Annotated in this window: 23 protein-coding genes and 1 pseudogene; 8 read left to right on the plus strand and 16 right to left on the minus strand. The window is 42.6% G+C overall.

The genetic code is table 11. From position 1 onward, the window contains the following. On the plus strand, nt 1–181 hold a 181-nt coding region (locus O9334_RS11405), incomplete at its 5' end, for a bluetail domain-containing putative surface protein (RefSeq protein ID WP_288000325.1). 153 nt (nt 182–334) lie between these two features. Here the strand turns inward: O9334_RS11405 and tumE are convergent. Next, complete coding sequence (gene tumE / locus O9334_RS11410) at nt 335–718, minus strand: toxin TumE (RefSeq protein ID WP_288000326.1); 384 nt, start codon at nt 716–718, stop codon at nt 335–337. Then, entirely contained in the window at nt 708–938 is a 231-nt protein-coding gene (gene tumA, locus O9334_RS11415; RefSeq protein ID WP_002771674.1) for an antitoxin TumA, read from the minus strand. Before tumA ends, tumE begins: the two co-directional genes overlap by 11 nt. A 307-nt stretch (nt 939–1,245) precedes the next feature. Here tumA and O9334_RS11420 point away from each other — a divergent pair, with 307 nt between their 5' ends. Continuing rightward, on the plus strand, nt 1,246–4,365 hold the full coding sequence (locus O9334_RS11420; protein ID WP_288000340.1) for a TIGR03032 family protein: 3,120 nt from the start codon (nt 1,246–1,248) through the stop codon (nt 4,363–4,365). Nucleotides 4,366–4,506: 141 nt separating this feature from the next. Here O9334_RS11420 and O9334_RS11425 read toward each other — a convergent pair whose 3' ends face one another. Continuing rightward, nucleotides 4,507–5,394, minus strand: a complete 888-nt coding sequence (locus O9334_RS11425; RefSeq protein WP_190380907.1) for a glutaminase — start codon at nt 5,392–5,394, stop codon at nt 4,507–4,509. Between the two features lie 11 nt (nt 5,395–5,405). Here O9334_RS11425 and O9334_RS11430 point away from each other — a divergent pair, with 11 nt between their 5' ends. Further along, on the plus strand, nt 5,406–6,626 hold the full coding sequence (locus O9334_RS11430; protein WP_288000327.1) for a molybdopterin molybdotransferase MoeA: 1,221 nt from the start codon (nt 5,406–5,408) through the stop codon (nt 6,624–6,626). A 224-nt stretch (nt 6,627–6,850) separates the two neighbouring features. Here O9334_RS11430 and fabD read toward each other — a convergent pair whose 3' ends face one another. The 3 genes from fabD to plsX all read right to left on the minus strand — a co-directional run bounded on the left by fabD (nt 6,851) and on the right by plsX (nt 10,261). Further along, entirely contained in the window at nt 6,851–7,777 is a 927-nt protein-coding gene (fabD, locus tag O9334_RS11435; RefSeq protein WP_190380905.1) for an ACP S-malonyltransferase, read from the minus strand. 187 nt (nt 7,778–7,964) lie between these two features. Continuing rightward, nucleotides 7,965–8,966, minus strand: a complete 1,002-nt coding sequence (locus O9334_RS11440; protein WP_288000328.1) for a beta-ketoacyl-ACP synthase 3 — start codon at nt 8,964–8,966, stop codon at nt 7,965–7,967. 239 nt (nt 8,967–9,205) lie between these two features. Further along, the gene (plsX, locus tag O9334_RS11445; RefSeq protein WP_004157969.1) at nt 9,206–10,261 is read right to left on the minus strand and encodes a phosphate acyltransferase PlsX; all 1,056 of its coding nucleotides are present in this window, start codon (nt 10,259–10,261) and stop codon (nt 9,206–9,208) included. A gap of 149 nt (nt 10,262–10,410) precedes the next feature. On the opposite strand from plsX, the gene O9334_RS11450 reads away from it, so the two are divergent. Next, nucleotides 10,411–11,703 carry a D-alanyl-D-alanine carboxypeptidase gene (locus O9334_RS11450; RefSeq protein ID WP_288000329.1) on the plus strand — a complete coding sequence of 431 codons (1,293 nt, stop codon included), beginning with the start codon at nt 10,411–10,413 and terminating at the stop codon, nt 11,701–11,703. A gap of 87 nt (nt 11,704–11,790) precedes the next feature. Here O9334_RS11450 and O9334_RS11455 read toward each other — a convergent pair whose 3' ends face one another. From O9334_RS11455 to O9334_RS11470, 4 genes are all read right to left on the minus strand, one after another. After that, entirely contained in the window at nt 11,791–11,913 is a 123-nt protein-coding gene (locus tag O9334_RS11455) for a hypothetical protein (protein ID WP_274518324.1), read from the minus strand. Between the two features lie 10 nt (nt 11,914–11,923). Continuing rightward, nucleotides 11,924–12,985: an N-acetyl-gamma-glutamyl-phosphate reductase gene (gene argC / locus O9334_RS11460; RefSeq protein ID WP_045357713.1), complete on the minus strand. Its 1,062-nt coding sequence runs from the start codon at nt 12,983–12,985 to the stop codon at nt 11,924–11,926. A 540-nt stretch (nt 12,986–13,525) separates the two neighbouring features. After that, entirely contained in the window at nt 13,526–13,789 is a 264-nt protein-coding gene (locus tag O9334_RS11465; protein WP_002787479.1) for a DUF3146 family protein, read from the minus strand. 86 nt (nt 13,790–13,875) lie between these two features. Beyond that, nucleotides 13,876–14,865, minus strand: a complete 990-nt coding sequence (locus O9334_RS11470; RefSeq protein WP_288000330.1) for a DUF389 domain-containing protein — start codon at nt 14,863–14,865, stop codon at nt 13,876–13,878. A gap of 122 nt (nt 14,866–14,987) precedes the next feature. On the opposite strand from O9334_RS11470, the pseudogene O9334_RS11475 reads away from it, so the two are divergent. Next, nucleotides 14,988–15,419 (plus strand): annotated as a pseudogene (locus O9334_RS11475) (hypothetical protein); the annotation flags it as partial. A 638-nt stretch (nt 15,420–16,057) separates the two neighbouring features. Here O9334_RS11475 and O9334_RS11480 read toward each other — a convergent pair. From O9334_RS11480 to O9334_RS11495, 4 genes are all read right to left on the minus strand, one after another. Then, complete coding sequence (locus O9334_RS11480) at nt 16,058–16,615, minus strand: 50S ribosomal protein L25/general stress protein Ctc (RefSeq protein ID WP_045357724.1); 558 nt, start codon at nt 16,613–16,615, stop codon at nt 16,058–16,060. A gap of 27 nt (nt 16,616–16,642) precedes the next feature. Further along, complete coding sequence (locus O9334_RS11485; RefSeq protein ID WP_045357727.1) at nt 16,643–17,986, minus strand: adenylosuccinate synthase; 1,344 nt, start codon at nt 17,984–17,986, stop codon at nt 16,643–16,645. A 127-nt stretch (nt 17,987–18,113) separates the two neighbouring features. Further along, complete coding sequence (locus O9334_RS11490) at nt 18,114–18,281, minus strand: hypothetical protein (RefSeq protein ID WP_002759244.1); 168 nt, start codon at nt 18,279–18,281, stop codon at nt 18,114–18,116. A gap of 60 nt (nt 18,282–18,341) precedes the next feature. Then, nucleotides 18,342–19,505, minus strand: a complete 1,164-nt coding sequence (locus O9334_RS11495; protein ID WP_288000331.1) for an LptF/LptG family permease — start codon at nt 19,503–19,505, stop codon at nt 18,342–18,344. A 207-nt stretch (nt 19,506–19,712) separates the two neighbouring features. Here O9334_RS11495 and O9334_RS11500 point away from each other — a divergent pair, with 207 nt between their 5' ends. The 3 genes from O9334_RS11500 to O9334_RS11510 all read left to right on the plus strand — a co-directional run bounded on the left by O9334_RS11500 (nt 19,713) and on the right by O9334_RS11510 (nt 22,390). Then, complete coding sequence (locus tag O9334_RS11500) at nt 19,713–20,759, plus strand: dipeptide epimerase (RefSeq protein WP_045357733.1); 1,047 nt, start codon at nt 19,713–19,715, stop codon at nt 20,757–20,759. A gap of 123 nt (nt 20,760–20,882) precedes the next feature. Beyond that, nucleotides 20,883–21,926 (plus strand): N-acetyltransferase DgcN family protein, encoded by a 1,044-nt coding sequence (locus O9334_RS11505; protein WP_045357735.1) that lies wholly within the window; start codon nt 20,883–20,885, stop codon nt 21,924–21,926. A gap of 119 nt (nt 21,927–22,045) precedes the next feature. Next, nucleotides 22,046–22,390, plus strand: a complete 345-nt coding sequence (locus tag O9334_RS11510) for a hypothetical protein (RefSeq protein WP_002781516.1) — start codon at nt 22,046–22,048, stop codon at nt 22,388–22,390. Nucleotides 22,391–22,567: 177 nt separating this feature from the next. On the opposite strand, the gene O9334_RS11515 is transcribed toward O9334_RS11510, so the two are convergent. After that, the gene (locus tag O9334_RS11515) at nt 22,568–23,575 is read right to left on the minus strand and encodes a DnaJ C-terminal domain-containing protein (protein WP_045357737.1); all 1,008 of its coding nucleotides are present in this window, start codon (nt 23,573–23,575) and stop codon (nt 22,568–22,570) included. A gap of 204 nt (nt 23,576–23,779) precedes the next feature. Next, nucleotides 23,780–24,430 (minus strand): TVP38/TMEM64 family protein, encoded by a 651-nt coding sequence (locus O9334_RS11520; protein ID WP_288000332.1) that lies wholly within the window; start codon nt 24,428–24,430, stop codon nt 23,780–23,782. Between the last annotated feature and the right edge of the window lie 61 nt (nt 24,431–24,491).

A 24,491-nucleotide genomic window follows, 5' to 3' on the forward strand; every position in this document is an offset into this window, starting at 1 on the left:
AGGGATTAATAGTGCAGCCTTAGTGCAGGTAACAACTGGTGCAATAGCTGGAACTTACCTGATTATTAATGATAGCACGGCTGGCTTCCAATCCAGCAATGATTTATTAATAAATATCACTGGATTTACTGGTAGTTTACCTGCTTTAGGAAGCATTCCAGTGGGTAATTTCTTTGTTTAATTAAGTAGGCGTAGTGGATTGTTTCAACTAATTTGGTACATTAGAAAAATGCTATAAATTCTATAATCTAAGACTTTAAGCCGAAATCTATTGCCCGATTTTAGCTGAAACAGTCCACTACAAGATCAGGCGCTCGCATTAAATACGTTTTATTTACCTCAATAACTCTGTTGCTTCTTTTAAGACTTGAGTAATTTCAGGTTTGTGACAACTAATTACATCGTTTGGTAAATGCTTGTGATGGGGAAAAGTAGAGAGATTGGGAAAGTGAGGGGTACTATCATAACGAAAAACTAGGTTGTTTTTTTCATCTTGGAAATGGTAACGATAATCTAGGAATTCTAAGTAATTGCCTGTGATTACTATAGCTTCGTTTATTTCTAATAAATGGGGCTGCTTGAAACGCAACCTAATTCTTAAGTTGGCTCTTTGTGATGTCAGTATTTCTTCTTGATAACGTTCTACATAAGCATTTTCACACTGCACAATTGCTTGCTCTACTTGATTGAGGTAATCAGATAAAAGTTTAAGCAGCATGATTTAATATTTGTTCTAATTCTTGACGCAAAGCAAGGTAATGACGATAATCGTTTGCCCATTCTATAAATATTATATCATCTGATAATGTTCCCTGATTGTATTGGTTATAAAAATCTTCGGAATCCATTTTATGTTGGTTCTCATAAACGCTAAGTCGCTTGGCAACAGCAATCAAAGCATCTAAAGATGATGTATATTGAATGGTCTGTTTACGCATTTTTCTTTTACCCCAAAATAATGATATTTTGATTATAAACGATCGCGCTCAAACAAAAACATAAATCGTAGTGGACTGTTTCAGCTAAAATAAGGCAATAGATAAACCTAACTGAGGACATCAATCATGGGAAGAGGTCGCAGTTGAAACAATCCAGTAGGGTGCGTTAGGCGGCCATCAATTCGGTCAAAAAACCAAAATTAACAATCCGCCGTAACGCACCACCTCTATTATTAAATCGGTGCGTTACGCTATTGCGCTTCACACCCTACAGGCTAATCTTTGTGTTCTTTGTGTCTTTGTGGTTATGATGAATCAATCAAATCCCAATACTAATCAATCTATTCCCGTAGAGATAATTGCTTCCCGTAATTTCATTGATTGGTTAGAGTCTCAGCAGATTAGTCTGGCTTTTACTACCTATCAAAGTTCTCGACTGATGTTTTTAGGAGTTAACCCTCAAAGGGGGATGTCGGGATTTGAGCGGATATTTGACCGCGCCATGGGTTTATATACTACCCCAGAAAGGATTTATCTTAGTTCCCGCTATCAAATCTGGCAACTAGATAATGTGCTATCATCCCCACAGCTTTATGATGGTTACGATAAACTTTATATCCCCCGTATTAGTTATACTACTGGGGATTTAGATATTCACGATTTGGCAATAGAAAATCTATCTAAAAGAATTATATTTATCAGTACGATGTTAAATTGTCTGGCGACAGTAAGCGATCGCCATAGTTGTATTCCTCTATGGAAACCGTCGTTTATTTCCGCTTTAGTCAATGAAGATCGTTGTCATCTCAATGGTTTAGCTTTGGTAGATGGGAAGGCGCGTTATGTTACCGCTTGTAGTCAATCAGATGTGGTGGATGGGTGGAGAGACAGAAGACAAACTGGCGGTTGTGTCATTGATATTCAGTCTAATGAAGTAATTGCTACTGGTTTATCTATGCCTCATTCTCCCCGATTTTATCAGGGTAAGTTATGGTTATTAAATGCGGGTACGGGTTACTTTGGTTATATTGATCAAGACAAAGGCATTTTTGAGCCTGTTACTTTTTGTCCTGGTTTTCTGCGCGGTTTAGCATTTGTCGGAAATTATGCCATTGTTGGATTATCTAAAAATCGTGGGGTAGATAAGACTTTTTCGGGGTTAATCTTAGATGATAATTTAATGGCTAAAGAAGCAGATCCTCGCTGTGGTCTGCTAATTATTGATTTGAAAACAGGTGAAGTTGTTCACTGGATACGCTTAGAAGGTGAAGTGACTGAACTTTATGATATACAAATCTTAGAAGGAGTTAAACGTCCCCAAGCTTTAGGATTCCAAAATGATGACATCAGTAAAATTATTACTCTCGATCCTATTTCTCCTTTAGTTGGAGGAAATCTAGCAAATAATCAGCCTGATACTTCGCCAGCAGATACCCTTTATCAGCAAGCATACACCTTGCAAAAACAGCTTAAGCTTGAAGAAGCGATCGCTCTCTATCAACAATTAATTAATCAACATCCTCAATATGCAGCTGCTTGGCATCAGTTGGGGGTAATCATGGATAGTTTAGGACAAATTGATCAAGCTATTTTGGCTTATAAGCAAGCTTTAGTGATTAATCCTAATTATGCAGAAGCTCATAATAATTTAGGAATAATAGCAGTTAGCAAGGGAGATTTAGACGAGGCGATTATTTGCTTTAACCAAGCTATTTGTGGCAATCAAAACTATGCTTTTGCTGATAATAATTTAGGTTTAGTCTTACAAATGCAGGATAAGTTAGGGGATGCTGTGGTCAATTTTCAAGAAGCAATCAGGAAAAACCCTAATTATCCAGAGGCACACTTTAATTTAGGCAATGTGTTACAACTACAGGGAAAAATTGAAGAAGCAATCGCTTATTTTCAAGTAGCAATTAAGCTTAATCCTAAATACATTAAAGCTTATAATAGTTTGGCTTTAGCTTTAGGAAGACAGGACAAAGTAGAAGCAGCTATGAGCGTATTTAAGCAAGCTTTAGCCATTCAACCTAATTCCCCAGAGGCTTTTGCTTGCTTATTTTCTATGAAGGAAATGACTTGTAATTGGGAGACAAGAGAAGCTGATTTAATCCAACTTTGGCAATTAACCGAAAACCAGTTACAAGAGGGAAAATCTACCGCAGTAACTCCCTTTGATACCTTATATAAACCTTGGTCTGCTAGTCAACAGTTAAAAGTAGCTTGTAACTATGCTCAAGAGGTTAAAAGACAATTAGCCTTAGGGACTAAACCCCTCAACTTTAACCATTCCCGCACCCGATCTGGACGATTAAAAATAGGTTATTTATGCCATGATTTTCGTAACCATCCCACCAGTCATTTGATGCAAAGTGTCTTTGGTTTACATGATCGCAATAACTGTGAAATAATTGCCTATTCCTATGGTCCTGATGATGGTAGTGAGTATCGTCGTCGCATTGCCAATGATTGCGATCGCTTTTATGATATTGCTACTTTATCAATTACGGAATCTGCACAACGTATTTTTCATGATGGGGTGCATATTTTAGTGGATTTGATGGGATATATTGATAAAGCGCGGACGCAAATATTGGCTTTAAAACCTGCACCGATTCAAGTTAATTATTTGGTTTATCCGGGGACAATGGGAGCAGATTTTATCGACTATATTATTGGTGATGCCATAGTTACACCACCAGAGTCTGCTGATAATTTTACTGAAAAATTAGTAATTTTACCGGATAGTTATCAGGCTAATGATTATCAACAAATTATATCATCTAAACCTGTTACTCGTTCCCAGTATGGTCTTCCTGAATCGGGTTTTGTCTTTTGTTGTTTCAACCACACCTATAAAATTGAGCCGCAAATATTCACTGTATGGATGCAAATTTTGGCTAATGTTCCAGGTAGTGTGTTATGGTTATTTTCGAGAGTAGCTGAAGCGGAAGCAAATCTACGTCGGGAAGCACAAGCGCGAGGAATTGAGGGCGATCGCTTAATTTTTGCCCATCTCGAACCTAAGCCGGAACATTTGGCGCGACATCAACTAGCTGATTTATTTCTTGATACTTTATACTATAATGCTCATACTACTGGGAGTGATGCTTTATGGGCAGGTTTACCGATTATAACTTGTCCTGGTGCAACTTTTCCTTCCCGTGTTGGTGCTAGTTTACTGACAGCTATTGGCCTACCTGAATTAATTACTAAGAATTTAGATGAGTATAAAAATTTAGCGATTAATTTAGCAAAATCTCCTGATAAATTGCACGAAATTAAACAGAAACTAGCCCAAAATCGTCTTACTTATCCGTTATTTGATACCCTTCGTTTTACCCGCAATTTAGAAAAAGCTTATCGGACAATGTGGGATATTTATGCTGCGGTAAAATCACCAGAGATGATCAGGATAGCCAATTGATCACTGGAATTATCAGGGTAAGCGCATCTTAACAATCCTTGACAAAATCAACTTTATCCCTCCCAGTTTTCACGGTACTTGGCCAGAAAAATCAGAAAAAGTATCGGTGTTTTTTTGAGAATTAAAGCTTATTTTCATAGATTAAATTTCCTTGACAAAATGACTTATATGTGTTAGCAAATTAAGTCCTAAAATTGAATTACCTTGCTCATTTAACAGAGGACTATAACAAGCGATCGCTCCCTGTTGCGGTACAATTGATAATAGGGCCCCACTGACTCCCGATTTAGTGGGAAAACCTACATCAAGGGCGAATTGTTGGGAAGCTTCATAGAGTCCACAATTAGTCATAATTTCTAGAATAATTTCACCAAAAGGAGCAGCTAAAATCAACTTACCTAAATTAGCAAGATCGGCAATTTTTCCAGATAAACAACAGATTCGATTGTAGGTTTCTAGGGCTAAATAACGATGACTGATATAACCGTTTTTTTCTAATTCTAAGCTTAAAGCTTGATTGTGTGCATTAGGATAGGAGTGAACAGAATCAAGCACAGAGCCATCGAGAAATAATTGACAATTACCCATTTCATTTAACCATAAAAGCAAATTTTCACAGCGAGATTCTGGCGTTTCTCCTGCTAATAAATCCGCTAAAGCGATCGCACCACTGTTAATCATAGGATTACGGGGAAAACAGCGATCCTCTTGCAGTTGAGTTAAGGAATTAAAAGGATAACTAGAAGCTTGTTTTCCCACGCGCCGAAAAACAACATCTTCCCCTAAATGACTTAAAAGATATAATAACAAAAAGGGTTTAATCACACTCATCAAAGGAAAAGTTAAAGTTTCATCTCCCCAAGACAAAATCTCCCCCTCAAGACAGTGAATCTGGAGAGCGAAAACATCGGGATTAACTTGGTTCAAAACCGGTATATAATAGGGAGTATGACCCTTCCTATCCGATAAATGCACTTCCCCGAGCCAAGCTTTTATATCTTCCACCCTTAATCTAGCTAATCGGTTCATTTGTTTAATCCATGTACTCAGTCAAAGAAGCAGAATCTATAATTTTAACTCAAATTCAACCCCGACAAGAAACAGAAAAAGTTTCTCTAGAGGCAGCTTTTGGGCGCATTTTAGCCGAAGATATCAGCAGTGATTTAGACTTTCCCTACTGGGATAATTCTGCTATGGATGGCTATGCTGTCCGCTACGAAGATGTCAAAGACACTAATCCAGAAAATCCCGTTACTTTAAAGATTATCGCCGAAATTCCCGCTGGCAAAGCCCCGGAAATAACCATTAATCCTGGACAAACAGCCCGGATTTTTACCGGAGCGATGTTACCCGCCGGCAGTGATACGATTATCATGCAGGAAAATACTGACAAAAAAGGGGATCGAGTGGCGATTCTTATCCCTCCCGAAAAAATAGGTCTTTTCGTGCGTCAACGTGGCACATTCTATCAAGCAGGAAATACCCTATTAAAAGCCGGTATTGCCCTTAATTACCCAGAAATGGCGGTTTTAGCCACGGCACAAGCTACCGAATTAACAGTTTTTTCCCGTCCCCAAGTGGCAATTTTCTCCACGGGAGATGAATTAATTAATCCCGATGAAACCCTACAAAAAGGTCAAATTATTGACTCAAATCGCTACGCTTTAACCGCATTTGTCGCCAGTTTAGGGGCAATTCCCCGACCTTTAGGTATAATCAAAGATAGTCCCGAACTTCTCAGAGAAACTATCAGAAAAGCAATTAATTCTAGTGCTATCGTCCTTTCCACCGGTGGTGTTTCTGTAGGAGATTATGATTATATCGAGGGAATTTTAGGGGAATTAGGAGGAAAAATTCTGATTGGCAGCGTTGCTATTCAACCGGGTAAACCCTTAACCGTTGCCACTTTTCCTAATGGTTGTGTTTACTTTGGTATCCCCGGTAATCCCGTCTCTGCTTTAGTTTCCTGTTGGCGCTTCGTGCAAATGGCAATTAAAAAATTATCGGGATTGACAGATTATCAGAACAAATTTCTGCGAGTTGTCACCCGCGATACTCTCAAATCTCAGGGACAAAGAGAAGTTTATCTCTGGGGAAAAATAGAAATTATCGAGGGAGTTTATCAATTTCAACTCGCTTCTGGACAACACAATTCGGCTAATTTAATTAATTTAGCCGGTACTAATGCTTTAGCCATAATTCCCCAGGGTAAAACTACTATACAAGCAGGAGAAACAGTAGAAGTTATGATAGTTTCCTAAAAAAATACCTAACCAAATTTTTGGCTAGGTAGCTGGTTATAATTAAATTGAAGATAGATTTTGGGTTCGATGCCCCCTTGATAAGTAGGGTTGATTCAAGGTAGGGTTGATTCATGAATCAACCCTACCTTCCCTTAATAAGGGGGGTGTCTGATAGTTTTTAACACCTAACTACTTAGGTATCCATCAATTTACTCCTTTGAGTGAAAATGTTGCTAGATAATTTAACCAACACCAATTAATGAACCCTGCAATTTAACATCGTCGCTACCTTTGTATATATCGGCTAATTGACTAATATTTTCTAACTCAATTGCGGGAGTAGTTCGTTTAATTAAACCAGTTAAAACTTTACCCGGTCCCACTTCGATCGCTTTTTCCACACCCACATCCGGCAATCTTAACATAATTTCTCGCCAGCGAACCGAGCTAGTCATCTGCTGGATTAGATATTTTTTTAATTGTTCCCCGTCCTGGGTAGGATTGCTCGGATCGACATTAGAAATCACGGGAACTTTCGCTTTTTGGAAATTAACCAATTCTAAAATCTGCTGAAATTGAATAGCGGCATTTTCCATCAAAGGAGAGTGAAAAGCGCCGGATACTTTTAACGGCATAACGCGCTTAACTTTCACTTGACCTAATACCAAATCCACCGCTTCAGGAGTCCCAGAAATCACCACTTGTTCGGCACTATTATCATTAGCAATAACTACATTTTCCGTCTGATTAATCACTGTCTCTAGACTGGTGCGATCAAATTTCATTAAGGCGGCCATTTTACCACCTTCGGCCGCATCCATCAAACGGGAACGGTTTTGAACTAGATTTAATCCTGTCTCAAAATTAAACACCCTGGCCGCATACAAAGCGGAATATTCACCGAGACTATGACCGGCAACTAGATCGGGAAAATGACCTTTTTCTTGCAACAAATCCGCTAAAATACTCTCCACCACAAATAAACAAGGTTGGGTATAAAGAGTACGAGATAGGGTTTCTTCATCCCCTTGACATTTTTCCAGGACTGACCAACCGAGGATTCTTTCTGCTATTTCTAATCTCTCTTGGCCAAGTGCGCTTTCCGCTAAATCTCCAATCATTCCTAACGCTTGCGATCCTTGTCCCGGGAATATCCACGCTGTTTTCATAAGTTCTTAAAATAGATAGATAGATGTGTTTGGGTCAGTGATCAGTTATCAGTGATCAGTTATCAGTGATCAGTTATCAGTGATCAGTTATCAGTTATCACTGATCAGATGTGAGTTTTTAGGTTACTGTTTACTGTTTACTGTTTACTGTTTACTGGTTACTGGTTACTGTTTACTGGTTACTGAATTAATCTCCCCAACGGAAGATAATCCCACCCCAAGTTAAACCGGCACCAAAGCCGGAAGAAGCAATAATATCACCTTTTTTGACCTTACCACTCCTGACAGCTTCATCGAGGGCTAGAGGAATCGAGGCTGCGGAAGTGTTGCCATACTCGCTGAGATTACTGATCACTTTTTCGGGAGACAGTTTCAGGCGATCGCTCACCGCGTCCATAATTCTTTGATTAGCTTGGTGCAGAACTAACCAATCGATGTCACTGGTGGTTAAATTAGCCCGATAGAGGGCTTTTTCGATGACCTCTGGCACTTTCGCCACAGCAAAACGATAGACTTCCCGTCCGTTCATCGTTAGAGGCTTATAGGTCCCTTTTTGAACCCTTACCCCCTCCTTAAGGGGCAATTCTTCCCCCTGATAGGCGAGATTAAGAGAACTATTCTGGCTGCCGTCGCTATGGAGTTCAAAACCGAGAATGTTATCTTTTGTATCATTTGCTTGACAAAGAACCGCCCCTGCCCCATCACCAAAAAGGACACAGGTAGCGCGATCGTTCCAATCCACCCAACGGGAGAGAACATCGGCCCCGATAACCAAGACATTGCGGTAAGTACCAGTACGGATAAACTGGGTGGCGGTGACTAATGCCACCAGAAAACCCGAACAGGCGGCGGTGAGATCAAAAGCGATCGCCCGATTGGCCCCGATCTGACTTTGAACCTGGGCCGCACTACCGAACAGATCATCGGGGGTAGAAGTAGCCAAAAGAATCAGATCGACCTCACTAGGGGACACCTGAGCCATTTCTAGAGCCTTAATCGCCGCTTGGGCCGCTAATTGGCTTAAAGACACCGATTGATCCGCTAAATGGCGTTTACCGATGCCGGTACGACTTTTAATCCACTCATCGGAAGTCTCGACAATTTGGCTGAGTTCTTCATTACTGAGAAATTGCCTTGGTGTGGCCGATCCACAACCAGTAATGACGACTGCTGCCCCGAATCCGTTCAAAATATTCCCCCTTTTTCAGTTATCAGTGATCAGTTATCAGTTATCAGTGGGAAGTGGGAAGTGGGAAGTGGGGAAGTGGGAAGAATAAATAAAAATAGTCTCCCGTCTCCCGTCTCGGAGTCTCCTGACCGCTTCAAGATGGCTGACGGCTTAATCTTCACCGTTCACCGACAACTTTTTTAATTGATGATGTCAGTTATCAGTGATCAGTGACCAGTTATCAGTTATCAGCTCACAGCTTAATCTTCACCGTTCACCGACAACTTTTTTAATTGATGATGGTGGTCATTGTAGGCTTGAATGCGCTCAGAAACGCGATTATCGACGGCATTTTTCGCCTGTCGGATGGCGTTAAAAATCGAAGGCGCTTGGGAACTGCCGTGACTGATCACGCAGACCCCATCGACTCCAAATAACAGCGCACCACCGTGTTCCGCGTGATCCATGCGTTGTTTAATCTGTTTAAGATTGGGTTTAATTAAAGCCGTCCCGACTTTACCCTGTATCCCCCTAGGTAATTCCTCTTTGAGAATTTGTAGGATAACTCCTCCCACCGCTTCGGCAAATTTTAACAGGACATTACCGACAAAACCATCGCAGACGATCACATCGAATCGTCCCGATAGCACATCCCGGCCCTCAGCATTGCCGATAAAGGGAATTTGCTGGTTATTTTCCAATAATTCGTAGGTTTTTAGGGCGAGATCGTTACCTTTGCTGGCTTCTTCGCCGATATTGAGTAAACCGACTTTCGGATCTTCAACTCCCATAACGTATTTACTGTAAATTGTCCCCATTAGGGCAAACTGCTCTAAATATTTGGGTTTACAGTCCACATTCGCCCCGACATCAAGGATAATCACCGATTTACCCGCCAACATCGTCGGCAGCACCGCACCGATCGCCGGGCGATCGATTCCTTTTAAACGACCTAAACGCAGCAACGCCGCCGCCATGGCTGCCCCGGAGTGACCGGCGGCCACCACCGCATCGGCGCGATTTTGTTTGACTAAATCCATGGCCACATTAATCGAGGCCGCTGGTTTGCGACGGATAGCGGTGATCGGCTCTTCGTCCATGGCCACCACTTCCTCTGCGTGGACGATCGTGAGATTCTTGGGACGGGGATGATGCTGGAAATAAGCCTCAATCCGTTCAGAATCGCCGACTAATAATACTTCTACATCTAATTCTTCGGAAGCTCGCATCGATCCCGCGATAATCTCGTTGGGAGCGTAGTCACCTCCCATCGCATCTACCGCGATTCTTGCCCGATTTAATGCCGTTTCTGCCATTGAGTCAGTGGGATAGAAATCTTTAATAAGTTGAGCGGCAGCTCTTGACAAAAGCTGGCCGATCGAGGATTAGTGTTTTCTGATCGAGCAATTGTTAAAAATTACCAATCATTTCTATACAATAAGGCATCATTGCGATTAAGGAAAAGATGTTCTCAGTTTTTAATTTGGCAGTTTTCGGCTTTCTCTTGGGTTGGCTGGGGGGGCAATCCCAACCTATCGCCAATATTCCCCTAATTTCTTGGCAAAATCAGCCTATTTTTGACCTTCCCACCGCTCCCGATCCCCGGGTGGCGGCGATCGTGGCCGATTATCTGCAAGACTTGACTAAAAAAGGTTTAAACTCTCGTCAACAACGGGTCTTAATTGAGACGGAATGGGCTGATTTAGCCGATCATCAGGGTAATCTACCCGCTTCGGGGGCTTCTTTAACTAAAATCGCCACTACTCTCGCCGCCGTGGAAACCTGGCCTCTCGATCATCGTTTTGCTACTCGTTTTTACAGCACGGGAGAGCTAAAAAACGGGGTGTTAGAGGGAGATTTAATTATTGAAGGGGAAGGGGATCCTCTCTTTGTCTGGGAAGAAGCGATCGCAGTGGGCAATGGCCTCGATCAATTAGGTATCCGTCAGGTCAAAGGCGATCTGATCATTACGGGTAAATTCGCCATGAATTTTCAAACCGATCCCCTCAAAGCGGGAGAATTGTTGAAAATTGGGCTTGATCAATCGAAATGGTCAAAAGAAACCCAAAAAGCTTTTCAGAGCCTTCCTAGCGGCACACAAGCCCCACAGGTGAAGATTTTGGGCATGGTTCGAGCCAGTCCAATTCGCCCCGAAAATGCCCGATTATTATTGCGTCATCAGTCCTTGACTTTAACGGAACTGTTGCGTCAGATGAATATTTATAGTAATAACGTCATGTCAGAAATGTTAGCGGAGCTGCTCGGTGGTCCGGCAGCAGTGGACGCAATTAATACTAAAATTACCGGGGTAGGAGCGGAAGAAATTCAATTAATTAATGGTTCGGGATTGGGTGTAGAAAATCGCTTGTCTCCCCGGGCAGTTATTGAGATTCTCAAGGCCTTGGATCGCAAGTTAGCCAATCAACCGATTAAAGTAGCTGATTTATTTCCGGTGGGGGGACGCGATACCAAAGGAACTATGCAGTGGCGGGCCATTCCTAAAGGAGTGGTGATTAAAACTGGAACTTTAGCCCAAGTTAGCGCTTTAGCCGGAGAAATTCCCACCCAAGAAAGGGGTAAAGTTTGGTTTGTAATTATGAATGCTGGTAGTGGCAATATCGAGGGATTCAGAAATCAGCAGGATCGGGTGTTACAAGCTTTAGATCAACACTGGCAAATTCTCCCGGAAGCTACTAAAGGATCGATTCCTGAAAGGGCTTTTTTAGGTGATCCCAGTCGGATAAGTCAGGGTTTCTAAGGGGTTGATATCAACTTGACAATCAAATTTAGTTTGGTGGTGAGGAACTTTAGCAAGGTCTTATATTCACTTTTGCCGATCAACTGACTACTTTTCTGCCATTTTCTCCTTGTCTTTGCTGCCAATCGGGAAACATCGCATCTCCATCATAGTGACAAAATTTTGCCAGTTTTTCCCGAAATTGAGCAAAGGATGCGTGGTTAAACGCATCCTGGAATTTTCAAGGATAAAAACACATTTGCGGCAAAGCAAGGGATTCTTCCCAACCCATCATGAGATTGAGACATTGTACCGCTTGTCCCGATTGTCCCTTTACTAAATTATCGATCGCTGACATCACTATCACTCGATCGGTTCTCGGATCCACTTCAATACCGAGATAACATAAATTAGTACCACAGGCCCACTTAGTTTGTGGATAGACTCCCCCGGGTAGGATTTTGACAAAGGGAGAAGCGCGATAAAAAGCATTGTAAATAGTGATTAAATCATCCCGCACCAGATTGGGATCTCGCAAAGTTGCGTAAACTGTGGACAGGATACCCCGAACCATGGGCATTAAATGGGGAGTAAACTGGACGCGCACCTCATGACCGGCTAAATCACTGCAAATCTGCTCAATTTCGGGAGTATGACGGTGTTTTCCCGCTACATTATAGGCCCCGATCGAACTATCTGCTTCTGCCAATAACATATTAATCTTAGCTTGTCTTCCCCCTCCCGAAGTTCCTGATTTGGCATCAATAATCGTGGTTTCCGGGATAATTAAACCCTGTTTTAACAGGGGAGAAATCGCCATTAAACTAGCAGTAGGATAACATCCGGGGCAACCGATCAAAGAGGCATTTTTAATATCTTCCCGATAAAGTTCCGGTAAACCGTACACAGCCGTAGATGCGATCGCTTGATCCTGACGTTCCTTGCCATACCATTTACTATAGGTTTCTAGGCTAGTAAAACGATAATCTGCCGACAGATCCAAGACTTTACAGCCTTTAGCGAGCAAAGGAGGGGCTAAATCACAGGCTAAACCATTGGGTAAACCCAAGAAAACCACTTGACAACGGGAGGCAATTATCTCCAAATCGATCGCCTCCACATTAAGATTAATACTATGACCGAGATGGGGATATAAATCACTGTAGGGTTTTCCGGCGCTACTATCGCCCCCCAGATAGACTAATTCTACTAAGGGATGTTCTTTGAGCAAACGTACCAACTGTACGCCACCATATCCGGAAGCACCGACAATACCCACTGAAACCTTCTGTCCTTGCGTCATTTCCCTTGTTCCTAAAAATTCTTATCGTTAATATAACGCTTTGCTATGGCCGAATTTTAGCCTAACCGGCAGGATTTAAATCAAAAAACTTCCTGTAAAAATCTAGTATCTCGGCCGGGTTGTCCATAAACCGTCAATAGACCTCTTGTAAAAATCAAAAATTGTTGTTAGGGTTAGGAGTCAGTAGCCAGTAGCCAGTAGTCAGGAGAATTAAGAATGAATAATAATCAGTTAAATGGTCTATTTATAGACTTTATGCTATTTAATGCTTATTTTTGCCGTTTTTGAACTCTGAAAAATTAATTATGCAAGAGGTTTAATTTCTCTTGATCAATAGGCTGTTATCTTAATGATGAGGTACAAAGTTTTCCTTTTATGATGCCAAATTAAGTACCTAAGCAAAATTAATTACACATATCTAACCACCTCTTGCCTCTTGCCTCTTGCCTCTTGCCTATCTTCACTAGGAAATTAATTTTGCACGACTACTTAGGTTAAAATTCATCCTCAGGAGAAAAGCTGTAATTCAATCCCCCATATTTAAAATTTTGATCGCACTGTAAATTCATAATCTCCCCCCGGTTCTAACTGATAATCGTAGCGTTCTAAAAACCGATTCAAGGGTTCAAAAATCAAAGCCCTACCTAGGGAAGGTTGTACTAATAACTTGCCTTGAAGAAAATGCCATTGAAAACGCCATTGATATTCTTCCGTCCGCACTTCCCCCTCTAATTTACCCGTTTGCCAAGATTGCTTAATTATCCGCACATAAGCCGTGCTTTCTGGTCGATTGCCGCCACTCACCTGAACCCTACCTATAGATTAAATATCAAACATTAAGATAGCGAATTAATCCTTGTTTGTCATTACTTGAGCCAATTTTCTCGACTCTATTCTGGGGAAGTGACTTCATTAACCTTAGAAACCAAGACATTTAATTGAAAAGGTCGCCCCATTTCCTTAGTAATAAATTCTTCCAACAATTCTACCTGTCTGGGGGTAATGCTTTCCGCAGTTCTTACTACTAATCTCACCCGGGGAGGTTGCTTGAGCCAATTAATCGAAGATTCCAATAATTCTGCCCGTTGAAAAGTAATCGTTCGTTGTAATAAAGCTTTTTTGATCAACCTTTCTAAGCGAGCTTGATTAGCCAGAGTTGCAAAACTTATTCCTAACGGAATTAGCAAAACTGCTGTCAGGATAGAAGTCAAAATTAGAGCGTTACGCGCCCGATGAAAATTAGAATAACCCGCCAGCAAAAAGACCAACAAACAGGAGAGAGCAATGCCTAATAAATTGGTAATATATAACAGAGTTGCCCCCAAACTTAGGATCCAATTGCCTTGGGATAATCCTAAACCGATCGTACAAACTGGCGGCATTAAAGCTACGGCGATCGCTGTTCCTGCTAAAGTACCTGAAATTTTCGGTTCTATTTTGGCATAACCACTGATTGCCCCCGCGGTAATTGCCACTCCTAAATCTAAAAGATTCGGTTGAGAACGGGCTTGAATTTCACTACCAAATTCAGAAATTCCGATCAATAATCCTAGCAACCAAGCTATCGCTAAAGCGATAATCGTACCGACTAAAATCGCCAAGGCTGACTTACGAATTAATCGCCAACTGCCAATTAAACCACCAAAAGCCAGACTACGAATCGGCAACATTAAAGGGGCAATAATCATCGCCCCAATAATCACGGCTGCACTATTGGCAACTAAGCCAAAAGTAGCGATCGCACAAGAACTAACAATCAAAGCTAGATAGGGAAAATCGAGGGACGCTTCTGACCATAAATCGCGCCACATGGCCCGCGATTGTTGCCAGGTCAAGGGTTTTCTTGGGAACCACGAGTAGGGCCGTTCTTTTCTCGTCATTGTGCTTAGGAAGATTGACTTTTCTTTTACTTATAGCTTTTTTTGTCTAATCAATATATATTTGTATCATTTTCTTTAACTAATCTTACCGTTTTTTTCTTCGCCTCGATTGATGAAACCTCCTGCCCTCTGCCGACCGCCTCCTGCCTTCGTTAACGCCCCTAGGCCAAGTAGAAATTAGCAAAGAAATTACCGACGAAACCCGAGAGATTGATCTATTTTTTTCGCCTCATCCAGAGGGGCAAATAACTGTCGATAATCTAGGATTATTAGGTCAAATTGCCCTAAATAGCACTCTCCTAGAACCCGATCGTAATTCTCCCACTCGTGCCGATGTGCGTAATTGTCTCTCGAAATTAACCGCCGTTTTTGCTGAACTACAGCGACAGGCCAAACGAGAAAATAGCCCCTACAATGAGGAAAATTTGCCCCGTTTATGGATTCTTGCTCCTCTGGTTAGTGAAACTATATTAAACGGTTTTGGGGCGGCCTTAGACCCGAATTGGCCCGAAGGGGTCTATTTCTTGCCTCCTTTACAGCGCACGGCTATTATCAATCGAATCCGCCCGCGAGGAGCTATTTAAGCGTTTTTGTGATCTAACTCCCCAGTAGATGGAAGCAGGGAGAGGGGAGCAGGGGAGAGGGGAAAAGGGAGAAAAAAGCGTTCGACTGAGCTCACGCCGAAGTCTGTCTCCTCAATCCTGAATCCTCAATCCTGAATCCTAACCCAATGGTAGATGTTGGATTTTTGCAGGAGTTCTATTTTCCGCCAAAGATAAACAAAAATTATCTATTGACTCCAAAAACTTGAGAATATTTAAATTAACATTCCGCAATATTTACAAATTCTTAAGAATTAATTGAGAAAGATTTTTATTTAACAACGATGTTGTAATGGTAACAGCGATTTGATAGAATTTCATAGTGGGTTATTTTGTGCTTTTTTGGACAGCAATGGTTGAAACCCTTGCTACAGCTACAGGGTGATCCTAATTAAGACGGGTAAATCGGTCAATTTCACCCACAACGATGATCTTTTTTTTGTGTAGTTTTATTGCACAGAAAAAGTTTTTTTGACAAAAAGCACAAAGTATGCAGTAGTAGTTATGGCAGAGTGGGGGTTGGGGAGGGGGAAGCTGTCTCATCACCCTATCACCCCAAAACCCTATCACCCGACCACCGATCACTGAATTTACCGTTTAGCGGCAACAACGGCAAAAACGGTGGTATGGGGATCATCTTTTAAAGTCACCCCTTCCGGCATTTTTAAATCACCCACGAGCAGGGATTGCCCCACACCGATGCCCGAAACATCAAATTCGATCACTTCTGGGATATTATCAGCAGTACAGGAGACATTAACTTCGTTGACGAACTGTTCGATTAAACCGCCCTGTTTAGTTCCGATCGCTTCTCCTATGGCTTTAACTGGAACGACGATATCGAGCTTACCGTGGGCAGATACCGAAAAGAAACTGAGGTGATAGAGATTTCTTTTCCAAGCATGAGATTGTACCTCTTGGATCAAAGCTTTTCCCGTCCAGGGCATTTCGGGGACATTCACATCCACCAGGGTATTATTTACCGAGGCTTTTTTCAGTAGGGTTAAGGCCGCTTTTTCAGGAACCACGAGGGAAACCGATTCCGTGCCGTTGTGGCCGTAGAGAACCGCTGGGATCAAACCCTGACGACGTAGGGCCCTGGGGTTAATATTTTCGGGTCTTTTTTGACATTCAACGCTAACTTGCATAGTTGACTAATCCTCTTTGGCAATGATTTAAAATTCGTAATTATCCCAAGGCGAGCCATTTTCGTCCAAAAGAGCGCGTTTTGGCCCATGAATGGGGTCTTCAACGATGATGGTTTGGTCGCGACTAGCTCCTAGGGAGATAATCGCGATCGGTACTTCCATGATCGCCCCTAGGAATTTTAGATAATCGAGGGCCTGTTTGGGCAGCTCTTCCAGACTCCGACAATCGCTGGTGGGTTGTTGCCACCCCGGCATCGTTCGGTAAATCGGTTGACAACGGGCAAATTCCACCGCACTGCTGGGTAAATGGCGACAGGTTTTGCCGTCCAATTGGTAGGCGACACAGACTTTGATTTCCTCTAGGGTATCGAGAACATCTAATTTGGTGATCGCTAGACAGTCTAAACCATTGATTCGCACTGCGTAACGACCGATAACCGCATCAAACCAACCACAGCGACGACGACGCCCGGTGGTGGTCCCGAATTCTGCCCCCCGATCGCACAATAACTGCTCGATCTCCCCCTCTAATTCCGTGGGAAATGGACCTTCCCCTACCCTAGTGGTGTAAGCTTTGGCCACACCGATCACTCGATCGATTACCGTCGGACCGATGCCAGAACCCACACAAGCACCACCAGCGATCGGATTGGAGGAGGTAACGTAGGGATAGGTTCCGTGATCGAGGTCGAGTAAGGTGCCTTGAGCCCCTTCAAAAAGAATATTCTTACGCTTGCGGATTGCTTCGTAGATTTTTAGGGAACTATCGACCACATGGGGACGCAGTATCTCGGCATATTCTAGATATTCCTCGATCACCGTCTTCGCATCTAAAGGCGGTAAGTTATATAACTTTTCTAAAATGACGTTTTTATAATTGATCGTCCATTCTAGTTTTTGCCGCAGATTCTCGGTATTCATCAAGTCGATGACTCGAATGCCGATGCGCTCGGATTTGTCGGCATAGGTGGGGCCAATACCCCGTCCCGTGGTGCCGATTTTATATTTACCCCGTTTTTCCTCGGATGCTTGATCGAGCAGCCGATGATAGGGCATAGTGACATGAGCCGTTTGCGAGATATAGAGATTGTCGGTAGTAACATTGAGGGCGTGTAATTGCGCCATCTCTTTGAGTAACACCGAGGGATCTATGACTGTTCCCGAGCCGATTATACATTCCGTATCCGGGTAGAGAATCCCAGAGGGAATTAGATGGAGTTTGAACGTTTGCCCCTCGACGACGACGGTATGACCCGCATTTACGCCACCTTGAGAACGCACCACCACATCCGCCGATCGACTCAGCAGATCCGTGATTTTTCCTTTTCCTTCGTCGCCCCACTGAGCGCCGATTACAATAACGTTAGCCAAGGTATTTTAGTCTAGCTAAAGTTCACACAAACTTCTATTATCCCTCTTGGCCAATACAACTGTCAAGTTATCTCTCTTAGCTAATTGTGGGGAGAAGGCGAGGGGAAAACTCGCCTATTTTCAGGGTTTATTGACCTTCCCGACTGATTTGACGCTCGATAGTTTCGATAGCGGCATTTAATCCCGCTAGACGGGTTTCGAGGTCATCGCGCATCCATTTGAGGAATGTTAATTTACGCTCTTGACATTCTTGGCGGGAAGTGCTGCCACAAGTGTTGAAGAAGAAGGGAAACATAGACTAAGGGGCCTGCTATAACTCTACGTCTCCTATCTTGACGAAAATTTTCAAAAAAGTCTAACCGTTAAGTCGCCATAATAACCACAGACCCAACCCAAAACCGAAAAAGTTAGGCAGCCAGGCAGCTAGGAAGGGGGAGAGGGTGGCGGTTAGTCCCAAGCTGCCCACTAAGAAGTTTAAAAGATAATAGAGAAAAACAATAGCGACACTGAGACCGAAACTGGTTCCCCGACCGATTCTTTGCGGTAGAGAACCCAAGGCACAACCTATGGTAGCAAAGACGATACAGACAAAGGGAAAGGCGATTTTTTGCTGGATTCGCACTTGAAAAAATCTGACTCTCTTATCATCGCCACTGAGTTTGAGCAGTTGCACATATTCGATCGCCTGTGGTATGTTCATCTCGTAGGGATCGCGGCTTTGACGAGCAAAATCGAAAGCGGAGCGAGATAAAGCGATTTTTTCGGCTTTAAAGGGGATAACTTGGCTATAGGAGGCGTTAGGGGGGGTTAATTCATAGATAATGCCGTTAAAAAAGTCCCAGACGTTATCGACGGCATTCCAACGGGCCGAATCGGCGATAATAATTTGATTTAATTCTTGTTTTAGCCAACGGATAACGGTGACGGTTTTCATCTTTTCACCGTCGAATTGTTCGGCATAAAATAAACTTATTAAATTGCGATTAATCGTACCATTTTCTAAGTTTTTTATTTCATAATCGGGATAATAAAAATCTTTATTTTTCCAAAAACTTGCTTCTTTATTAATTTTCTGCACTAAAATTTCTGTGGCTCGATAATTAGCATTGGGAACCACATATTCGTTTAATAAAAATGTCACCACTGTAACTATTAAACTCAGGCAAAAAGTGGGTATAAAAAGACGGTAAAGAGTGACTCCACAGCTTTGCAGGGCAACGGTTTCGCTATCACTACTTAAACGTCCGTAGGTGATTAAAGTGGCCAGTAAAAGGGAAACTGGCAGGGAATAGGTGACAAATTCTGGCACTTTTAACAGGAGAATTTCTAGGGCCGAGGCAAGGGGTAGATTGGCATCAACTACCTGATTAGCTAAATCGGAAAGATTGCCGATCGCTACTCCCAAAGAGGCAAATAAACCAACACTAAATAAAAATGGGGGTAGTAGTTGGCTGATCAGATAGCGATCAATGAGGGCAATACCTCCATTTACCCAGTAAGAAATCTTTTTCTTAATCATTGATTTTGGTTAACTCACTCCTATTTCATCCCATTTCCTAACCCGCGGCCGTCTTGCTTATACCTTCGGTTAGCCTATCATATTTTGTCTTTGACGAAAAACACCTCTGGAAGTTGTATGATTGCGGGGAGAGTGGACAGAAGTAAGGATTTGGGTAAGTGTAGATAATTTTTCTGTTCCTATTCCCCGATCATCCCGAGGTGAATTATGCTGCTAAACTGGCAAACTTTTACTATTCATAAACGAGTACCTTTAACGATTAGTCGCGGCACTACCAGCGAAAATACTAATATCTGGCTGAAAATTAGCGAGGAAAATATCGAAGGGTGGGGAGAGGCATCCCCTTTTGATATTACCAGCGAGGAGAAAAAACCCGATAAAATCCTACAAGAATTAAACTCGATCGCTCCTATTTTACAATCTTTTCATCCCTGTCAACGCCAAGAAATTGAGAAAATTTTATGGCAAAATCAGATATCTTCGGCTACTCGTGCCGCTATTGATACGGCACTGCACGACTGGTTAGGCAAAAAAGCTAATTTACCTCTCTGGCAAATTTTTGGACTCGATCGCTCTTTAATTCCGCCGGTTTCTGTTACTATCGGTTTAAATTCTCCAGAAAATGTGCAGAAAAGGCTGTTAGATTGGCTAGAAATCGGCGATTTTAGCTTATTAAAAGTCAAATTAGGCTCACCAGACGGTATAGAAGCCGATCGAGCCATAATTCTGGCTATTAAAGCAATTGTCCCCCATTTACCCCTAACTGTCGATGCTAATGGTGGTTGGAAATTTAGCGATGCGGTGAAAATGTGCCAATGGTTAGGGGAAAAAGGCGTTATTTATGTGGAACAACCCCTATCCGTGGGACAAGAACGAGATTTAATTGATTTATACCAAAAATCGCCCCTACCTATCTTCGTCGATGAAAGCTGTTTTTCTAGTCAAGATATCCCGAAACTGGCCGATCGAGTCCACGGCATTAATATTAAACTAATGAAAGCTGGCGGATTAGCCGAAGTGCAAAGAATGATTCATATTGCCCAAGCTTGCCGACTGCAAATTATGTTCGGATGTTACTCTGACAGCAGTTTAGCCAATACTGCCCTAGCACATCTTGGCCCGCTTGTCAACTATCTTGACCTAGATAGTCATTTAAATTTACGCGATGATCCCTTCACGGGATTAAGCTTAGAAAAGGGACGTTTACAACCAAATAATTCACCCGGTTTGGGTGTTAGTTTACGGATAAGCTAAGACGTATTTAAACCGCTTATTCTTAGATTAGCCGAATCTCCCCCAATCCCTTTACTGTTGCCTTTTGCCTGTTGCCTCTTGCCTCGTCTCAACAAGCAATTTAAATTACGAACAGCTTAAAAGATGACTAATTATTTGACTCCTGACAAGAAAGTAGCGATTCTTCTCCATGAAGGAATCAAAGGAACCCGGGGCAAAACCGGATTAAGTTATCTGCGTTACGGGAAAGCGCAGGTAGTGGCGATTATTGACGCAGAAAGTGCCGGCAGCACCTTAAAAGAAGTGGCTGGAATCGATCGCCCCTTGCCGATTGTTGCTACTGTTAGGGAAGCTCTAACCTATCATCCCGATACCCTGTTAATTGGCATCGCACCCTCAGGAGGCATTTTACCCCCCCATTGGCTAGAAGAAATCAAAGAGGGGGTAAATGCAGGGTTATCCCTCGTTAATGGTCTCCATACACCCCTAAAACCCCTTTTTCCTCAGCTTAAACCGGATCAATGGATTTGGGATATCCGTCTGGAACCCCAAGGCTTAAAAATTGGGCAAGCGCGGGCGAAAAATTTAACCTGTCAGCGTATTTTAACCGTAGGCACGGATATGAGTGTGGGCAAAATGTCCACTAGCATCGAATTACATCGGGTTGCCCCAGAAAAAGGGCTAAAATCGCAATTTTTAGCCACTGGACAGGGGGGAATTATGATCGCGGGGAAAGGTGTACCCTTGGATGCAGTGCGCGTCGATTATGCTGCTGGTGCGATCGAGGCTTTGGTGTTAGAATCGGCGGAAAATAACGATATTTTGTTTATTGAGGGTCAAGGCTCTCTTTTACACCCTGGATCCACGGCTACCTTGCCCTTAATGCGTGGCAGTCAACCAACGGGGTTAATTCTCGTCCATCGCGCCGGACAAATTCACATCAAAGATTTACCCGATATTCTCATCCCTCCCCTAACAGAAGTGATTAAACTCTACGAAATGACTGCCAGCGCTGGGGGAAGTTTCGGGGAGGTGAAGGTAAAGGGGATTAGTTTAAATACTTTTCATCTTAGTCCGGAGGCGGCAGTTAAAGCTATAAAAACTGTGCAGGAGGAAACGGGGTTATTTTGTACCGATGTTGTCCGTTTTGGCGGTCAAGGGTTATTATCAGTGATCAGTGATCAGTAAACAGTGATCAGTTAATGACTCCTGTTATCCTAAAAACGGCGATAGATGGGGAGTTTTGCCTTGCCAAATCAGCAAATAGGGATAAAATCAAAACAAATTAGTTTTTCGGCGACCATATCATGTTAACCCCATCGGATAGTAAATTATCTAAGCAGCAGCAGATTCTCTCGGCTGTTTCCGAAGAAGAACAGCTTAAACAGCAACGGATTCAGGAAGTGCTATTGTTAATAGATAGTTTATTCCAAAGAGAGGAAACGACTTTTAGAATTATCATTGACTGTCTTTACGATGTGGGTTCGTTAAATTTAATTAATAAAAAGTTTCATCGTCGTTACTTAAATTTTATTATGAAGGCGATCGCTCGTTTTTCTAAGCCTATATTCAGAATTTATGCTCTCTATTGGGTAAAAAAAAATAGCCCCAAATTAATTACTAATTGGTTGGCTAGTAAGGTTAAATTCTAGCCAAGGATAAACCCCAGAGACAGTGATCAGTAAACAGTAAGCAGTAAACAGTGACCAATCAATAACCACTGATAACTGATATAGCGTTTCTCATCAAGATGAAGTATAGGCTAATCTGATCCTGTCTCCTGACTCCCCAAAACGAAGACTTCGTACCTCACTATTAAGATATAGGGACTAAATTTGCACCTGTCTGAGATGACGACGGGGATCGGTGCTACGCTGAGATTTAATTTTCTCGTATAATTCCCGTTCGATCGCGGTTAATTCTTTGGGAGTATCGATGACAATTTTGACTAATTGATCGCCGCGTTGTCCTTTATTGTCGATCCAACCTTTGCCCCGTAAGCGCAGGGATTGACCGGAACGAATACCGGCAGGAACTTTTACCGTCACCAGGCCATCGGGGGTAGGAACTTCGATCGCTGTGCCTAAAACCGCCTCATCGGGAGTAATCGGCACTTCACAGGTTAAATTATCGCCTTCAAAAGCAAAGAAAGGATGGGGTTCTAATTCCACATCGAGAAATAGATCTCCCCGTTGTTTACTCAAGGGATCGATTAGTCCTTTACCCCGTACCCGGAGACGATTACCGGTTTTGGTTCCTGGGGGGATTTTGATATCGATCATTTCTCCGGCTAAATTAACCCGTTTTTGTACTCCTCGTAAAGCTTCCGCAAAACTCAGACGCAGTTTAGCGGTGGAGATACCAGAAGTGACGGATTGCGGTGGAGTACGAGCGCCGGCAAAGTCGTTAAAATTGCTAAAATCGCCAAATCCTCCCCCCGGAGTACCGTAGGAATAGGAACGGGTGCGAGTACCGCCGGGGCGACCCATGCGACCGAGCAGTTCATTGATAAAATCATCAAAGGTGCTGTACTGGCTAAAGTCAAAACCGTCCGAACCGAAGTCAACCCCCGGATTACCACCCGGCCAATTTGATCGCCCAGCCTGTTGCCAATATTGTCCAAATTGATCGTATTTTTGGCGTTTTTCGCTATCGGAGAGGACTTCGTAAGCTTCACTAATTTCTTTAAAACGTTCTTCGGCGCTTTTATCGTTAGGATTGCGATCGGGGTGATATTTGACGGCTAATTTACGAAAAGCTTTTTTAATTTCTTCAGCGCTGGCAGTTTTACCTACTCCCAGAACGGCATAATAATCTTTATAATCTGCGGCAGGCATCGATACGCTATCTCCTTAGCAATGAGGATTCAGTCGGGATATTCCTAATCTAACTTAATTTTATCGCTGTCAGGCTTGAATCAGTGATCAGTGATCGGTGAACAGTAACCAGTAACCGGTGATCAGTGAAAATAAAGTGCCAAAGTTTTCACTTAACACTATCTACTTAAAACTCCAATCTGATAACTGATAACTGATAACTGATCACTGAAAGGGGAATTGCCGACGACGACGATACCAAGTTCCCACACCTACTAACAGGGCAATAAGGGTAAAAGCCACCATTAGGGGCAATATATCGCCTTTTCCTAAAGATTTTAAACCCGCACCCATCATGACAAAGGGTAAAATTCCGGGGACAGTGCCTAATAAAGTACCGATCAAATAATCGCGAAAACGGATAGAAGTTAATCCCGCAACAAAGTTAACGATACCGTAGGGAATAATCGGTAATAGACGGATAGCAAACATATAAAATAGGCCGCCTTGCTGCATTTCTGCATCGATCGCTTGCCATTTTCCCTGAAATTTTTTGGCGGTATATTCCCGGCCAATAGTACGAGTAAAAGCAAAGGCAACTATAGCGGCCACCAAAGCGGCGATCGTTGTCCAAACTGTTCCCATAACTACCCCAAAGATAGCCCCACCACTGAGGTTTAAGGGGGTAGAAGGCAGGATTAAAATTGTCCCGATCGTATAGAGAATAATATACAAAATGGGGGCCATAATTCCCATTTGTTTTAACCAGATCTGTAATTGTTGGGAGTCGATACCACCGATCAGATAAATTCCGATCGCCGTGGCGATAATACAAATTACGGTTAGGATAATGACACTACTTTTAGTTTTAGACATTTAACGGCAATTTTGGGCTAAGTTCGGGTTGCAAAACATAAGATGCAGCCGGGGTCTATAT

The sequence above is a fragment of the Microcystis sp. LE19-8.1F genome (genome assembly GCF_027531715.1).
GTDB classification, from domain to species: domain Bacteria; phylum Cyanobacteriota; class Cyanobacteriia; order Cyanobacteriales; family Microcystaceae; genus Microcystis; species Microcystis wesenbergii_A.

Excerpts from the sequence above, each read along its gene's own strand:
- O9334_RS11515 (WP_045357737.1), bottom strand. The coding sequence starts at position 23,575 with ATGCCTGCCGCAGATTATAAAGATTATTATGCCGTTCTGGGAGTAGGT.
- O9334_RS11470 (WP_288000330.1), bottom strand. The coding sequence starts at position 14,865 with ATGACGAGAAAAGAACGGCCCTACTCGTGGTTCCCAAGAAAACCCTTG.
- fabD (WP_190380905.1), bottom strand. The coding sequence starts at position 7,777 with ATGAAAACAGCGTGGATATTCCCGGGACAAGGATCGCAAGCGTTAGGA.
- plsX (WP_004157969.1), bottom strand. The coding sequence starts at position 10,261 with ATGGCAGAAACGGCATTAAATCGGGCAAGAATCGCGGTAGATGCGATG.
- O9334_RS11430 (WP_288000327.1), top strand. The coding sequence starts at position 5,406 with ATGTACTCAGTCAAAGAAGCAGAATCTATAATTTTAACTCAAATTCAA.
- O9334_RS11455 (WP_274518324.1), bottom strand. The coding sequence starts at position 11,913 with ATGCGTTTAACCACGCATCCTTTGCTCAATTTCGGGAAAAACTGGCAA.
- O9334_RS11495 (WP_288000331.1), bottom strand. The coding sequence starts at position 19,505 with ATGATTAAGAAAAAGATTTCTTACTGGGTAAATGGAGGTATTGCCCTC.
- O9334_RS11490 (WP_002759244.1), bottom strand. The coding sequence starts at position 18,281 with ATGTTTCCCTTCTTCTTCAACACTTGTGGCAGCACTTCCCGCCAAGAA.
- O9334_RS11505 (WP_045357735.1), top strand. The coding sequence starts at position 20,883 with ATGACTAATTATTTGACTCCTGACAAGAAAGTAGCGATTCTTCTCCAT.
- O9334_RS11510 (WP_002781516.1), top strand. The coding sequence starts at position 22,046 with ATGTTAACCCCATCGGATAGTAAATTATCTAAGCAGCAGCAGATTCTC.
- O9334_RS11500 (WP_045357733.1), top strand. The coding sequence starts at position 19,713 with ATGCTGCTAAACTGGCAAACTTTTACTATTCATAAACGAGTACCTTTA.
- O9334_RS11480 (WP_045357724.1), bottom strand. The coding sequence starts at position 16,615 with ATGCAAGTTAGCGTTGAATGTCAAAAAAGACCCGAAAATATTAACCCC.
- tumE (WP_288000326.1), bottom strand. The coding sequence starts at position 718 with ATGCTGCTTAAACTTTTATCTGATTACCTCAATCAAGTAGAGCAAGCA.
- argC (WP_045357713.1), bottom strand. The coding sequence starts at position 12,985 with ATGACGCAAGGACAGAAGGTTTCAGTGGGTATTGTCGGTGCTTCCGGA.
- O9334_RS11450 (WP_288000329.1), top strand. The coding sequence starts at position 10,411 with ATGTTCTCAGTTTTTAATTTGGCAGTTTTCGGCTTTCTCTTGGGTTGG.
- O9334_RS11425 (WP_190380907.1), bottom strand. The coding sequence starts at position 5,394 with ATGAACCGATTAGCTAGATTAAGGGTGGAAGATATAAAAGCTTGGCTC.
- O9334_RS11520 (WP_288000332.1), bottom strand. The coding sequence starts at position 24,430 with ATGTCTAAAACTAAAAGTAGTGTCATTATCCTAACCGTAATTTGTATT.
- O9334_RS11420 (WP_288000340.1), top strand. The coding sequence starts at position 1,246 with ATGATGAATCAATCAAATCCCAATACTAATCAATCTATTCCCGTAGAG.
- tumA (WP_002771674.1), bottom strand. The coding sequence starts at position 938 with ATGCGTAAACAGACCATTCAATATACATCATCTTTAGATGCTTTGATT.